General features: G+C 46.9%; 13 protein-coding genes. 2 read left to right on the top strand and 11 right to left on the bottom strand.

What is annotated here, in order from left to right:
* The first annotated feature begins 33 nt into the window (after positions 1–33).
* Complete coding sequence (locus ICL07_RS06640) at positions 34–687, top strand: GrpB family protein (protein WP_223151766.1); 654 nt, start codon at positions 34–36, stop codon at positions 685–687.
* Positions 688–891: 204 nt separating this feature from the next.
* Here ICL07_RS06640 and ICL07_RS06635 read toward each other — a convergent pair whose 3' ends face one another.
* The 7 genes from ICL07_RS06635 to ICL07_RS06605 form a co-directional block, all read right to left on the bottom strand.
* Complete coding sequence (locus ICL07_RS06635; RefSeq protein ID WP_188087133.1) at positions 892–1,452, bottom strand: hypothetical protein; 561 nt, start codon at positions 1,450–1,452, stop codon at positions 892–894.
* 130 nt (positions 1,453–1,582) lie between these two features.
* The gene (locus ICL07_RS06630) at positions 1,583–2,029 is read right to left on the bottom strand and encodes a DinB family protein (protein ID WP_188087132.1); all 447 of its coding nucleotides are present in this window, start codon (positions 2,027–2,029) and stop codon (positions 1,583–1,585) included.
* Positions 2,030–2,116: 87 nt separating this feature from the next.
* Positions 2,117–3,319, bottom strand: coding sequence for a redoxin domain-containing protein (locus ICL07_RS06625; protein WP_188087131.1), 1,203 nt, complete (start codon positions 3,317–3,319; stop codon positions 2,117–2,119).
* Positions 3,320–3,357: 38 nt separating this feature from the next.
* The gene (locus ICL07_RS06620) at positions 3,358–4,782 is read right to left on the bottom strand and encodes a RagB/SusD family nutrient uptake outer membrane protein (protein ID WP_188087130.1); all 1,425 of its coding nucleotides are present in this window, start codon (positions 4,780–4,782) and stop codon (positions 3,358–3,360) included.
* A gap of 23 nt (positions 4,783–4,805) precedes the next feature.
* Complete coding sequence (locus ICL07_RS06615) at positions 4,806–8,240, bottom strand: TonB-dependent receptor (protein WP_188087129.1); 3,435 nt, start codon at positions 8,238–8,240, stop codon at positions 4,806–4,808.
* 397 nt (positions 8,241–8,637) lie between these two features.
* Entirely contained in the window at positions 8,638–9,783 is a 1,146-nt protein-coding gene (locus tag ICL07_RS06610; protein WP_188087128.1) for a FecR family protein, read from the bottom strand.
* A gap of 78 nt (positions 9,784–9,861) precedes the next feature.
* Positions 9,862–10,422 carry an RNA polymerase sigma factor gene (locus ICL07_RS06605; RefSeq protein WP_188087127.1) on the bottom strand — a complete coding sequence of 187 codons (561 nt, stop codon included), beginning with the start codon at positions 10,420–10,422 and terminating at the stop codon, positions 9,862–9,864.
* A gap of 202 nt (positions 10,423–10,624) precedes the next feature.
* On the opposite strand from ICL07_RS06605, the gene ICL07_RS06600 reads away from it, so the two are divergent.
* A complete protein-coding gene (locus ICL07_RS06600) occupies positions 10,625–11,146 on the top strand; it encodes a DUF6933 domain-containing protein (protein WP_188087126.1) in 522 nt (173 codons plus the stop codon).
* Between the two features lie 90 nt (positions 11,147–11,236).
* Here ICL07_RS06600 and ICL07_RS06595 read toward each other — a convergent pair whose 3' ends face one another.
* The 4 genes from ICL07_RS06595 to ICL07_RS06580 form a co-directional block, all read right to left on the bottom strand.
* The gene (locus tag ICL07_RS06595) at positions 11,237–12,025 is read right to left on the bottom strand and encodes a hypothetical protein (RefSeq protein WP_188087125.1); all 789 of its coding nucleotides are present in this window, start codon (positions 12,023–12,025) and stop codon (positions 11,237–11,239) included.
* A gap of 211 nt (positions 12,026–12,236) precedes the next feature.
* Complete coding sequence (locus ICL07_RS06590; RefSeq protein WP_223151764.1) at positions 12,237–13,349, bottom strand: agmatine deiminase family protein; 1,113 nt, start codon at positions 13,347–13,349, stop codon at positions 12,237–12,239.
* Between the two features lie 91 nt (positions 13,350–13,440).
* Positions 13,441–14,262 carry an AraC family transcriptional regulator gene (locus tag ICL07_RS06585; protein WP_188087123.1) on the bottom strand — a complete coding sequence of 274 codons (822 nt, stop codon included), beginning with the start codon at positions 14,260–14,262 and terminating at the stop codon, positions 13,441–13,443.
* Between the two features lie 103 nt (positions 14,263–14,365).
* Positions 14,366–14,758 (bottom strand): hypothetical protein, encoded by a 393-nt coding sequence (locus ICL07_RS06580; RefSeq protein WP_188087122.1) that lies wholly within the window; start codon positions 14,756–14,758, stop codon positions 14,366–14,368.
* Positions 14,759–14,813 lie beyond the last annotated feature (55 nt).

Genomic DNA, 14,813 nt, shown 5'->3' with positions numbered 1-14,813 from the left:
TGTGCAACAGCGCCATCCCCGGTTTGTTTTTATATGTTGTATTTTGCAGCGAAAAAAGAGATGTCTGTTGACCGTAACCTGTATTTTATTCCCGCTTCGCTTACTGTGGAAGATATTATCCATCAGGTGGATTCCGATCCTGATGAGATACCCTGGGTGAGCGGCGTGCCAGTTAAAGAGCAAATTCATATTGAAGCATATGATCCCCATTGGCCGGCACTATTTGAAAAGCTGAAAGGCGATATTGAGCAGGCATTGGGTCCTGTAGCGCTGCGTATAGAACATGTAGGGTCTACGGCCGTACCGCTGCTGCCGGCCAAACCAGTGATTGATATTGATGTAATTGTAGCAGATGCTTCGGAGGAAGCATTATACGTTCCGGCACTGGAAGCTATCGGCTACCGGCTGGAAGTAAGAGAGCCTTCCTGGTACCAGCACCGGATGTTACGGCAGGAGAATCCGCGGGTGAACCTGCATGTTTTCAGTCCGGATTGCCCGGAAGCGGTGCGGCATATCCTGTTTCGCAACTGGCTGCGACAGCATCCGGAGGAGCGGGAGCGTTATGCGGCTATTAAATACGAAGCCGCCATAGGAGTGGAAGATGCGGGTGCCTATAACCGTAAAAAAAACGCGGTGGTAAAAGCTATTTATGAACGCTTGTTCAAAGCATTGGGATTGGTGGAATAGGAGCATCTTTATCAGATTTAATCGTCAAATTTTCATGTAGCGAAAAACTATACATATGACGGATATCCGCAAGTATGCCTCTTTCTACGCACCCGGCATTGGGTGTAAATGATACGATCAAACTGCTGGAAATTACTTTACCTAAATAAACGTAAAACCGGTATTAGCAGGCCGCTAATACCGGTTTTTTTCGTTTAAGCCTGATTAATTCAGCTTCTCTATTTTTTCCTTCGCAATTTTGAATTTACCTTCCGTAACCTCCTTCTCACCTTTTATACCGTAAGCTCTCCCGTAGAATGTGCCCTCCACAAAAATATCATCAACCCTGGTGATCTCAATCCGGAAAGGAGCATCCGGATGTCGCTGATTGGAACCGGAAGCGCGGTAACCGTCCTTCAGGACTATTTCATCGGCATAAGTTTGCCAGTCTATGGAATTGTCAATACCGGAAGCCACTTTATCATATACTCCTTTTTTGATTTCATGCCCGCCCAGGTTGATCCTCACGTAGAGCCGCACTTTAGCCCAATCTTTTCCCCGGGCGGTATCAATGCCTTCGATTTCCAGCAGGGAATTGGCTGCGGAGGATCGCTGAAAGAAACTTTTGGTTGTCAGTGAGTCCACAAAAAAGCCGCCATCCACTTTCATGCTGATAAATTCAACAGCAGGCTTTTTTTGAGGTTGTTCATTGTTGTTGTGATCTTTCCTGCAGGAGGAGAACAGGAAAAGTATCAGCATAAATGCCGGTACAGCTAATGGTTTCATGATCGTTTAACTTTTAAATGATTTTCCGTTTTGAGAAAAGTAATGCTACAAGTGTAGGATATAATTCATTTCAAAAATAAACGGGAAGTCATGAAAACGAAATATTTTTCACTGGATAATTTTCAAAAGGCTACTCATTCTCCATGAAAATAAAATCGGTCATCAACGGCTCTAATCCGTTTTGCCTGAATTCCGTCGCTATCTGTGCCCGGTGATAGGTGGAATGATTCACGATATGAAATAATATCTCACTGACTTTTTTGTTAAAAGGTTTTCCCTTGATCTTAGCATGATGGATGTTCTCATTCATATCAAGCTGGTCAATGATGGATAACGTGTGTACATAGTTGGACCGGTCAAGATCTTTGCAATCCTGCAGGGTATGTATATCCCAAATACCGGAAACAGGGCCGCGGTCGGCTATCCTGTTGTTCCAGATCTGATGGCCATTGAGTATATGATTATATAATTTCAGCGCTTTTTCGGATGATTGGTCCGGATGGGCCATCAGTACTTCGCACAGTTGTTGATTGACACGGTGATTATAGGCAAATAATGTTTTGAAAAAAGTTTTCATGCAGGTCCGTTTTGGTAAAAATAACAAAAAGGAGGGAAGCATATAAAGAAACAGCCCGGGAGTAACCCCCGGGCTGTTATGATGGTGTTACGCACCAAATATCGCTTTCAGCTTTTTATTCATCGCTTCATCATCTTCTCCGCCGCCGCCATACCGGCCAATGATCATCCCCTGTGGATCTATCAGGATTTTAGTCGGCAGGGAATGAATGCCGTAATCATCACTGATGTCTTCCGGATTAGGCAGGTTATTTTTTCTTTTGTTCCAATCCAAACCACGTAATACATGCCGCCATATACCGATACCATCCTGTGTAACGGCTTTTTTCCAGGCTTCGTGGTTGGAATCGTCGTCGGATATACCGATGATTTCAAACCCTTTGTCCTTGTACTTGCCATACAACTCTTTCAGATGTGGATTGCCTTTGCGGCAGGGACCGCACCAGCTGGCCCAGAAATCGAGCATTACATATTTACCTTTGAAATCGGAGAGGTTCAGTGTTTTACCATCGATGTCCGTTTTAGTGAAAACATGTGCTACGCTGCCCGGTGAACCGGCTTTCAGTGCATCCAGTGTTTTTCTAATATCGATGCCGTCTTTGCTCTGTTGCATTTCGGGCGACATACGCGCATAATACGCTTCGCCTTCCTGCAGGGGAATACCGCTCACCCGATAACGCAGTATTTGAGCACTGACATATGAGTTGGGATATTTATCGATGAATATCTTTTCAATTTTCTCTATGGCCTCATAGTGTGGCTCCATCTGCTCTTTCAGCTTATCCATTTTATCTTTCAATGGTTGCAGGGCCTCCTCGGATTTCTTTGCCCGCATGCCGGCTATGTATTCCTTGTTTAGTTTATTATAAGCTGCCGATAATGGTTTGAGTTTTTTCATGACCGGTGCTTTCATCGCTTCCAGGGCATCCTGCTCCTGCTGCACTTTAGATCCGATGAGTTTGGCATCTTTCAGTTTTCCGGTAGCGGATTTTACCTGCAAAGGCGCTGCTTCAATGAAGAATGATACCAGATCGCCTTCGCCATACATGGCTTTTTCTTTGTCCATATACAAACTGGCCTGCACGGGCTGCGATAGTTCGCCTGTGAACGTAAATTTTCCGCCGTGGGCCATCACGCTATCGGTCCTGTACCGGTCGGCGTCTTCAGAATAACTGAGATACAGATAGCGGTCAGGCAATCCTTTGATATCTCCTTTAAGCGTAAACGATTGTTTTGATTGTGCTACTACAGGTAAACCTAGCAGCAGGAAGGGAACCCAATTGTATTTCATATGTGAAAATTTTGTTTTTATGAAAGTGTTGCGGTGAATTATTTTTCGTAGCCCGGATTCTGCAACCCGATAGCTGGATTGCTCAGGAATTCTGCATGTGGTATCGGTAAAATAAATTTGATTTTATCGTTGGCAGTGGGCCGCAGCTCCTGTATCAGGGATGGTGGCAGCCGTAATAAAGCCATCCATTCCTGGCCATCTTCTGCCAACAGGTTTCTGACTATCTCCAGGTAAACCTGTTTCAGCATTTCATTGACAGAGGTGGCGTTATCCACGGCGGTATAATCGGTTACACCGGCACGGGCCATTACGTCTTTCAGTATTTGACGCGCTGCCTGTAAGCTGCCACCGGAGCGGATGATAGCTTCTGCTTTCAGCAAATACACTTCTGTCAGCCGGAAGGCGTAAGCGGTTTCGGATGTTACGGTAGGCGTAGTACCCTCTTTGATATATTTCAGGAAATAATAGGTGTCCGGTAATTGGGCGTTTACACTGCCTATCATCCAGGCGGAACGCGGATCTTGCTGTAGCAGGTCTTTCAGCGCTGTTTTCGCTACATAGAGCGCAGAGGCTCCCGGCCAGTATTGGCGGCCCAGTACGTAATAGTAGTTTTCCTGGTTCTGCTGCGGTTTGATACCCAGTATTACTTCGGAACTGTTCAGTCCTTTTGTATAAAAGATGTCTTTTGTTTGCGGCTCGGGTTTGTATGGGCTGTTCAGGATGATAGAATCTGCCAGTGCGGTTACCTGTTCATAATCTCCCGGTTGCCCATGGCTCATCAGTATACGCATTTTCAGCGCCATCGCGGCCCAACGGGTAGCGTACCAGGGCTTGTTTTCGGCAGGGGCATTGGCAATGGCGTCGTCTACATCGGCAAAGATGGCTGCATAGCTGTCTTTTACGGTACTGCGGGCTTTAGGTAACGCGTCTACCTGTACAAATTCTTCGCGGATAAGGGCGCCATAGGGACTGCTCACGTCAAACCATTGTCCATAAAAACTCAATAGCTTAAAATGCGCATATGCCCGCAGGAAGCGAGCTTCGGCCAATACCTGTTTTTTACGGTTGCCGGTAAAGAGTTTATCATCCAGGGATGTCACGCCTTTGATAACACCATTGGCGGCGTTGATGAGTTGGTAGGAAGAAGTCCAGTAGCTTTCTCCATAACCGGACCGGACGTAGTTGTTATTAACTTCAGCATCGTCTGCACCATACCCATAACCTAAATACCCGGCAAATGCAGCAGGAGGGACCTGGTGTTCAAACCATTTGGTAACGTTATCGCCGGCGTCGACGGCTGCGAACCGGTAATAAACACCATTGAGCGCTATTTCAGAAGTTCTCTGGTCCAGGATGGTGTTGCCTTCTACCTTGGCATTCTCCGGTAATTTTCCCAGTTCTTTTCTGCAGGCCATGCTCATCATGACTACAGTACCGAGTATCGTATATTTTATCCTTTTCATGGTAATTAGCTGGTTTATTGTTTTTAGAATCCGAAACGCAGACCAAGGTTAAACTGCTTCACCGTAGGGAAGGTGCTGACATCGTTGCTGCCGTTGATCAGGCTGTAGGGGTTGTTGCTGACTTCCGGATCTGGACCGGGATACTTTGTAATGGTGAACAGGTTGGTGGCAGACGCATAGATAGAAGCATCGCGTATATGCATTTTCGTGAGCGCCCGTGCCGGTATCTGATAGGTAACGGTGACAGATTTCAGCTTCACATAGGATGCGTCGTAAACGTCGCTGCTGCTGGTATTGGCGCCATATTGACCTAACAGGAGCCGGGGTCTGTCGGCGCCGGGGTTTTCCGGTGTCCAGCGTTGCAGTATTCTCACGCCCCTGTTGGCGTAGCTCTCCAGGTTTTGGTTTTGGATATCTGCCAGGTATAGTATCTGACCGCCATAAGAAAAAGTAAACAGGGTGATCAGGCTGATGTTTTTAAAGGTGAAGGTGTTGGTCATGCCGCCATAGAACTGGGGCTGGGCTTTGCCTATCACATCGCGTTTATAAAATCCATCGTTGCCGATTTCATACATGGCATCGCCGATATTCAGGTATGGCGCGAAGTATTTAGCCAGCGTGAACTTTTGTTTGTACTCGTCCAGCTGTTTCTGATCGCGGATAATGCCGGTTTGTTTGTAGCCGTAGAAAAGCCCCAGTGGCTCTCCTTTGCGTACCACCGCATTGGCGTTCAGGTAGGTGGCTCCTGCATCGTTGGGGTCTGCAAAATCGTTGTTGATATCCTGTACCAGTGAGCGGTTACCGGAGAGATTCAGGGATGTTGTCCATTGGAAGTTTTTCTGTTTGATGATATCTGAGCGGAGATCTATTTCCAGCCCTTTATTGCTGATGGTAGCCAGATTGGCGATCACGCTGTTGTAGGAAGAACTGGGTGCCAGCTGCTGGGACAACAACAGGCCGGAGGTAATTTTTTCATAGTACCCGATCACACCGCGGAGACGGGAACCAAATAGTTCAAAGTCCAACCCCAGGTCCTTCTGTAAAGTAGACTCCCATTTGATTTTATTATTGCCCATCTGCGTAGGTACGAGGGCGTTAGTGCCACCGTAGGAGCCTGGTGTGTATAAGGTGTAATAGAGGTGGTCACCGAAATTTTGGGTACCCGTATAACCCGCACTGGCCCGAAGTTTCAGCTCGGTGATCCAGGTCGTCTTTTTCATAAAAGGTTCTTCGGAAATGCGCCAGGCGGCGCCGCCGGAAGGGAAATAGCCTACGCGGTTATTGGCGGGGAACTTGGAAGACGCATCGGAGCGGCCGGTGAAGGTGAGCAGGTATTTTTCTTTCAGGTTATAGTTGGCACGCATGTAAAAGCTGAGCAATGAATTCTGGCCGGAACTGCCGCTGGCAGGGAGGGTGATGGCGGCGGAAGAAATATTGTTCAGGTATTTATCGTCCGGAAAGCCCTGGGCATTGGCGGTAAAAGAATTAAAGCGGTATTTCTGCCAGGACGTACCGCCAAGGAGCGTCAGCCGGTGGTTTTCGTTGAATTGTTTTTCCCAGGTAAGGGTATTTTCCAGGAACAGGTTTACATCTTCCGTTTGCCCCTGTGATGCCGTACCACCATTGGAATTGCTGACGCCGCTGGCGGAGGCAATGACAGCGGTGCTGGGCACATAGTTCTGCTGATGGAAATTATTATAGTTGACAGATAACGTGCTTCTGAATTTCAGCTCTTTCATGATATCATAATCACCGGAAAGAGAACCTATCAGGGACGCGGTTTTGCCGGTATTGATGCCATCCAGCAATACCAGCGGATTCTGGAAGCCCTGGTAGTCGTAGCCGCCGATCTGTGATGCGAGGAACTGGTAAGGCGTGCCATCGGGATTATAGGCCGGGAGGGTAGGAGGGGCGTACAAGGCGGCGGGGTAAATACCGTTGGTGATACTGTTTTTTGTGAAACCGTAATCGAGATTGGTAATGATACGGAAACGGTTGGTAATTTCGTTGTCCAGGCTGATTTTACCGGAAATACGGGAGAAGTCGGTTCTTTTCAGTACACCTTCCTGTTTCGTGTAGGCGAGGGAGGTATAGTACCGGGAACCTGATCCGCCGCCGCGTACAGAGATGTCGGCATTGTGCGCTATCGCGTTACGCAGGACCAGCTTCAACCAGTCTGTATTGGCCGTTCCCAGGCTTTGGGGATCGTTGAGTATTTTGGTGGCCTTGGCGTCAGGACTTTGACCGGCAGCAGCTCTGGCGGCATTTTTATTCCGGGCGGCTTCCTGTAACAGGGTTACATATTGTTCTGCATTCAGCAGTTTTTCCCGGATAGGTTGACTGACACCGGCGTAGTAGTTGGCTTCCAGTACAGGCTTCTGATTGAGTTTTCCTTTTTTGGTGGTGATGATGATAACGCCGTTAGCCGCTTTGGAGCCATAGATGGCCGTCGCGGAAGCATCTTTGAGGATATCGATGCTTTCGATATCGCTGATATTGAGGCCTGCCAGGCTGTTGAGACCGCGGCCAAAAGATCCGCCTACCGAATTATTGGGATCATCACTGCCCGCCCTTTCGATAGGATTCACTACTTCCGCCTGGTTTTGAAGATACCGGTTTTGAATGGTGACCTGCACGCCATCGATGATATACAGCGGGTCGTTGCCGCCCAGCAGCGAAGTACCGCCGCGGATACGGATTTTAGCCACGCCGCCGGGGGAGCCGTCGGCCTGGGTTACCTGTACGCCGGCAGCCTTTCCGGACAGCGCCTGGTCGATACTGGCAAAGGGAACGTTTTTAACTTCTTCCACATTGACGGAAGCGACAGAACCGGTAAGGTCTTTTCTTTTGGTGCTGCCGTAACCTACCACCACATACTGGTTCAGCTCATCCACTTTGGGATTGAGCTGTATATCCAGTTTGGTTTTGCCTTTGAGCGCGATGGTCTGCGGCTCAAATCCGACACAGGAGATGAGCAGTTCTCCTCTGGCGTCGGCATTGTGCAGTACGAAAATACCGGCTTGGTCCGTGACAGCGGCCACATTGGTGCCTTTGAGCCGGATGGTTACACCGGGCAAGGCGCTACCTTGTTTGTCCACTATCCTGCCGGTGATATCGTCAGGAGGAAACAGATCCGGCTGCGCTGGTTTATTTTCGGCCGGTGTCAGTTTCCGGGAAATGACGATGGTATTGCCTTCGATATCGAAGACCAGTGGTTTGTCCTGGAGAATCTTCGCCAGGGCTGTTTTTAGCGGCAGTTCGTGTACATCTGCGGAGATAGGGCGTATATCGGACAGGTCCTGGTTACGGTAAAAAAACACGAATCCCGTTTGTTGTTTGATAACGCTGAATACCTGCTGTAGTGGCATGTTCCGGCAGGAAACGCTTACGTTCTGTGAGTTGCCGGCGGCATAAATGTGCAGTGCAGCCACCGTTAATAAAAGTGCGGTTAATTTCATTGTTCTCCAGATTTTGGCTGTACATGCCGGAGGGATATGGCCTGCGGCTGATGCAAACGTTTTGTGTTTGTTGCGAACAACATTAATTTTCATACCTTAGATTGGTTTTTGGTTGACAAATGTTTCCCATCCGCCCTGTAGAGGGCAGCAGGAAGCTTTCCGTAAAAAGGGTTAACCAACAAATCAAAACCTGGTGCGGACGCCAATCTTGACACCGGGTTTTTTTATGGATGAAACATAAGTTCCCCGAGTCCGGTGGACCTCATGCATTTCATAACATGTGTTATTGGATAGCTATCGTCCGGGTATTTGCCCCGGCCCTGGTTAAACGGTTTCCCCGGTTATCTTCCCGGATGTTATCAATGGTTGGTTATAGATTGTCTGCAATAACTTCGGGCTAAGGATAGATAACAAGTTTTCTTCCTTCTTCCTGTTTATAATTAATCCTCGCCTGTGTTAATATTTTCATCAGCTGGCTTTGTGTCAGGTTCCTGCCGATTTCCCCGGTGAAGGTCCCTTCCGGTACATTACCGGCATAGGACACTTCGATGTTGTACCACCGGGCCAGTTGCCGCATAACAGTGGGAATGTCTGCATCATCAAAAGAAAAATAACCATTTTTCCAGGCGATGCTGCTGTTCACATCTGCATGTTTCAGCCATTCGATACGATCGCTGCCGGGCTTTACCCTGGCTTGCTGCCCGGGTTCCAGGTGTTTCATGGCGCCGGGTGTTTTTACCAGCACCGCACCTTCCAGCAGGGTGGTGTTAATGGTCGGTTCGTCTTCGTAGGCATTGATATTAAAATGTGTTCCCAATACCAATATGCTGATATCGTTCATGGTGACTTCAAAAGGACGCACGGCATCGGCCGCTACTTCAAAGTACGCCTCACCGGTAACAGACACATTCCTGCTTTTGCCGGTAAATGCGGTAGGATAGCTGATGGAAGAAGCGGCGTTGAGCCATACATTAGTGCCATCCGGGAGCGTCACCCTGAACTGTCCACCCCTGGGCGTTCGCAGCACGTTATTGTGAACGGCGGCGTTACCGTTGTCTTTATACACGATCTGCCCCTGTTGGGTCTTGACTGCTTTTACGCCCTGTAGTTCTACCGGTCCGGTACCGATGCTGTCGAGGTTGATGACCGTCCCATCGGCGAGCGTAAGGGTAGCCTTGTTACTGCCGGGTTGTACCGTGGAAGGCGCTGCCGCCGCCAGGGGCACGCTTTTCCGTGGCCGGGTAAAAAAATAGTACCCACCACCGGCCATCAGGAGGATTAATACAGCAGCGGCTGCTTTTCCATACCAGTCCCGCATCCGGAGCACTGGTTTACGCGCTGCCGGGTGGGTTGCCTGATGCAGGCGCTGATACATCCGGGCCTGCAAACTGCTTTCTGTTTCCGCTGCTGCAGCCTGTATATGCACGGTGAGTTCCTGTTCATCGTAGGCATTATACCACTGCAGTAACCGGTCTGTTTCCGCTTCGCTGGCTGTGCCGGCGAGGTATTTCTCCGATAGTATCGCCAGCTCTTTTTGGTCCATTCGCTATAGCATTTACAGGTGTTATAAATATAAGTATGGAAAAAAGGGTCTTACCCTACCTCGGGCAGAAAAAAATTTTTAATACAGAAATATTGCATGGAAGTAGTTCCGGAACTGCATACGCAACCGCTGTAATGCTTTGGAAATATGTTTCTCCACCGCTTTTTCGGAGATCTGCAGCGTGGCGGCTATTTCCCGGTTGGTAAGACCGGCATTGCGGCTGTAGTCAAATACGATGCGGCATTTTTCGGGTAGTTGTTGCAGTTGGTTGTTCATGGACTGCTGCAGAAAATGTAGTTGAGCTGTTTCATCGGTAACAGCCTGTTGTGCTTCGGAAAGGTCTTCCATGGTGGTTACCCGGGCATTTTTGGATAGTTGGGTAAATATGGCGTAGCGGTTGGCGGCGGCAAGATAGGCGGGCAAAGACCGGATGATCGCCTGGTTTCTGCGTTGCCACAGGCCGGTAAGCACATCCTGTACTACATCTTCTGCCAGTTCACGGGAATGTAGCCGGGCATAAGCTAAGGTATACAGGCGTTTCCAATACCGGTTATAAATTTCAGTAAAGGCGTTGTGATCGTCAGCGGCCATCCGTTGAACCAGCTCTTCATCAGCATAGAAGGTGTAATCTGCCATCATCTTAATATGTATAACACTGCTATCGCCGGCAATGGGTCAGGATTTACTGGTTGATTTTTTCGATACGAATAATAATTCATGGCTAAACTAAGATTTAAGGGGGAGATAAACAAGCTGCGGCGGGATGAAGATTAGCAAAGTACCATACTTAGTACTACTTTTATATGCATCAGATGTTCTTTAATATTCACATTGAAAATATATGCCTGTTATTTTTCATGCAGTTCAGAAATTGTTGAATACATCACGGTTGAAAACTGTACAATATGTTTCAAAAGGGGCTGAAGGCCAGCTTTTGCATAGCTGGTACGCTACCTTACTCAATACCGGCTTCTCAGGAAAGCTACTGGTGATGTACGTACATGAACCTTCATTGTTGACGGTGGTGTGCCGGGGAAAAACAATAGGAGGAACCTGGGAGGAGTTCCTTGGCCGCCTGCCAGCGTTATTAAAAAAAGCAGGTTTCCCTGAGAAACAAATTGAATGGGAGATAAGCCTCATGGATAGTTATGTGGTGGCAAAAACCAGCAGCCGGTCGATGCGTTCTTATATGACTCAAATGATGCTGGTGTTTGAAGGGCCATATGCTTCTTATGAAGGCATTCTGTTGGAAAGATTGGAGGAGAATATACTGGATTACCCCTATAGTACCCCTGGTAAAGCCAAGCGCTATAATACCGCTGGCGACTATTGGCGTGAGTACTGGAGTGCTCAACATTTGTAATGCCACTGTGGCTGCATAACGTACTAAACACCAAACGGGCGTCTCCATTCCGGAGATGCCCGTTTTATTTCCCGAACCTGTACTACACGCTTAATAATAGGTATAACTAAATGACTGGGTACCAAAATGTCTTACATCTTTAAAGTCGCTCCTGGTGAGCCTGCCCTTGTCGTCATATATATGGGTATAATTCACGGAATAACCATCGTTATAGTTTTTCTTAACGGTGTTGTGTTTTGAAAGCAGGTATTCATAGTTATAGGTAGCCAGGTCTGTAATGATGGCATAGAGATCTCTTGCATAGAACAACGGATTAATACCTGTATTATAACTGAAGGTGCCGTTGAACGGACGGTCGCCGTTGTCTCTCATCCTGACTACATCCTGCTTGTCATTAAAAGTAAATTCGTGTGCAATAGTGTTGTATCTGATAGTCATTTTTTGCTGTTCGTGGCTAATGTCAAACAGCATTACATCGTGGTTGCCAAAATTGTCGTACACATGGTAATCATAGTGGGTGATTAATCCATTGCTGTACTGGTAATTCCTGGCTACAAAATAAACGTGACCACTGCCTTTATTCAGATATTCGGTGGCTACCACACTATCAATCTGACCATTGTGTTTGCGATGTACACGATAGGTGAAGAAGTTAATGCCCTGGCTAAGCACGATGGAATCCACCAGTTTTTTGTTATTGTAATAAAATTGGTAGGTGTTGGTGGGTATCTCATTGGAGGTAAGCTGCCATGTTTTCAGCAGCCGGTCGTTGGGCACATTATTATCTGGTGTAATAGGCGGGTATTTAATACAGGCGTTAAAAAACAGGATGCAGCACAGTGCGGGCAGTACAAAAGGGATAAGCAATTTTCTTTTCATAATCTTGTGGTTTAAAAAATTGAGGAAACACAAATGAGGGAGGTGTAGTGCGGGTTAAAGGAGGTTAGCGCGGGTGTGATCAGGTCCGGTATTACAAGGATAATAAAAAAGAATAATGGATTGCCGCAAAATTGGTGAAAAGCTATTATTATCTGGTAAACGCAGGAGTTATAGGGTTATCTGTAAGACAAACCTATAACCCCCGGAAGTATTACCGCGGTTGCTGTTGTGTTACACAGTGTACCATACCGCCATTGGCAAAGAGGTTACGACAGTCGATGCCGACTACTTTTTTATCCGGATACAGTTGTTGAATAATGTTGATCGCTGCTGCATCATGAGGGTCATTATAGACAGGTACCAGCACGCTGTTATTGGCAATGTAATAGTTGATGTAGGATGCTTTGCCCAGGTTTTTACCGTAGGTGGTTACTACATCATTTTGTGTGAGGGGCACTTTTACAAATTTATAGGGAAGGGCAGCTTTATTGGTAGCTGCATATAAACGATTGATATCATCCTGGGGCACCTGCCAGTATAAAAGATCCTCTTTGTCCATAGTGATGACCGTGGAAGCATTGGCGAATCTGGCAAATCCATCGATGTGCATATCTGTGATATCCAGTCCTGCTTTACCTTCCAGCCATATGAATTTGGTGATGCCGAGGTATTGGGTAAATATGGCTTCCGCTTGTTGTTGTGTCATGCCGGGATTCCGGTTCCTGTTTAATATGGAGCTTTTGCAAGCCATTAACACACCTTTCCCGTCGATTTCCACACTGCCTCCTTCATTGACCATTACGTCATTGAGGTTGATGGCTGCCGTATGTTGGGCGGCGGCAATTTTGGAAGGGATACTATTGCAGTTGGTATAATCTGCTTTTCGTCCCCAACCATTAAATCCCCAATCTTCAATGAATAATTGGCCGTTTTTGTCTTTGACGAAGATAGGGCCGTTGTCTCTTGCCCATACGTCATCGGTTGGATATATATTAAAATCAATATTGTTTAGGGAGATATTATTATCATTTAGCAGCGCAGTAATTCTTTCCTGCTCGGCGGGATCGTAAGCGATAATATGTACTTTTTCTCCCTGCTGCAGTTCTTTGGTCATCGCTATCCAGGTGGCATCGAGGCGGTTCCTGTAAGTAACGCCATATTGGTACTGGTGGGGCCATTGGAGCCAGGTACCTTCATGAGGAGCGGATTCCTCCGGCATGGTGTACTGAATGGCTGTATCTGCCGGAGCCGGACCAGGATCCGGTGATATTTCTTTGCCGCAGGACGATAATAATGCGGGTAAAAACAGCAGTAGGTTTGTCATTTTACGCATGATTAAATGGTGTTTGTCTTGTTTTGTCATACCCCAAAACTAGACCAACGCTCCAGTGAAATGTTGTCCAAAATTGACAATCTTAGCTAATCGGTAGTAATATCTCGGTCACTTGTGCTGCTTCCGTTTCTGTATTATCAGGATGTTTGATATATCTTTCAATAACCGGCGTATGACCGAACTCCAGGGCAGATCCCAGTATCCAGCCTGCGTAAATATTGGTATATGTTTCTTCTATTGTCTCATAAGTGCCGGTGTGTATAAACCGCGCATAACGGCCGCCCAGTATCATTTTGGAGGGTAGTTCCTTATCCTTTGCCTGTATGGAGGCACAGGCGTCGTAGCGGCAATTAAGTTCTTCCCTGATTAAGGGTTCATCCGCTATCACACCAAAGTAAGTGATGTCTGTACGGGAAAAGTCATGCCTCAGGAACCGCTGCCATAATAATTCAATGTTATTGTTTTCATAGGGAATAAAAGCACTTTCGTAATATACCCGGACAGGCGGCAGGTAAACGATATCGGGCTGTAGTATAATGCCGGATGCAATTGGGGTGATACTGGCTTCGCTGAATAATAGTGTTTTGTTTGACTTTGCCTCCTTAGGGGAACAGTGAAAATGTTGTTTGAATGCTTTGGAGAAAGAAGCCAGATTGGCAAATCCTACTTTCAGGGCGATAGCCGTAATATTTTCTGTGGTATAAAGCATCAGTTTATATGCATTTTCTACCCTCAGCCTTTTCTGATAGGCACCGATGGTTTCTCCGCAGGTATATTTAAAAATCCGTTGAATATTCCGGTAGGAGTAATGTGAAAGGGCTTCCAGCTGTTTAATGGAAACAGGCTGATCAGCATTCGCTTCAATAAAATGGAGAACGTTATAAACACAATGCAGATCGTTCATTCCTTTGCTTTTAGCGATACAAAGGTCCGTAAATATATTCATGCAGAAAAGAGGACCGGATTGTTCCGGCCCTCTCCTTATAGGAATATCTTTATTGGAAGATTTAGCTTTGTTTTTCCTGGCGGGCAATCTTCTGCAGACTAACATTCTCCACTACTGAATATACAGCGTAGAAGAACATCAGTATGAAGATGGTATACCTGCTGGTGTTGGCTCTGTTGGCAACAGCATAGATAGTGATGCCTGCGAGGCAAAGCATCATTCTGCTGATCATAGCGCCGTATACACGGAGCATAAAAACACTATTACTTTCTGCTTGAACGCCTTTGCGGCTCATGTTGTAAGTAAACGCTGAAAGTGCAGCCAGTGCGAGGTTTCCGAAGAGGAGTACGTTGTGGTGTACGCCATTATCCAACATCCAATCCTTGAAATATAATAATACGGCATTCAGTACTACGAAAACACCAATAACTCTAAAGTAGAATCTATCCCACATTTCTGTTCTAATATTTATGACAATCCGGGCGCGAAATTACGACTAATACAGATAC

It is taken from the genome of Chitinophaga qingshengii (genome assembly GCF_014529935.1).
Taxonomy (GTDB): Bacteria; Bacteroidota; Bacteroidia; order Chitinophagales; family Chitinophagaceae; genus Chitinophaga; species Chitinophaga qingshengii.
This window is presented reverse-complemented; position numbering and strand designations above follow the sequence as displayed.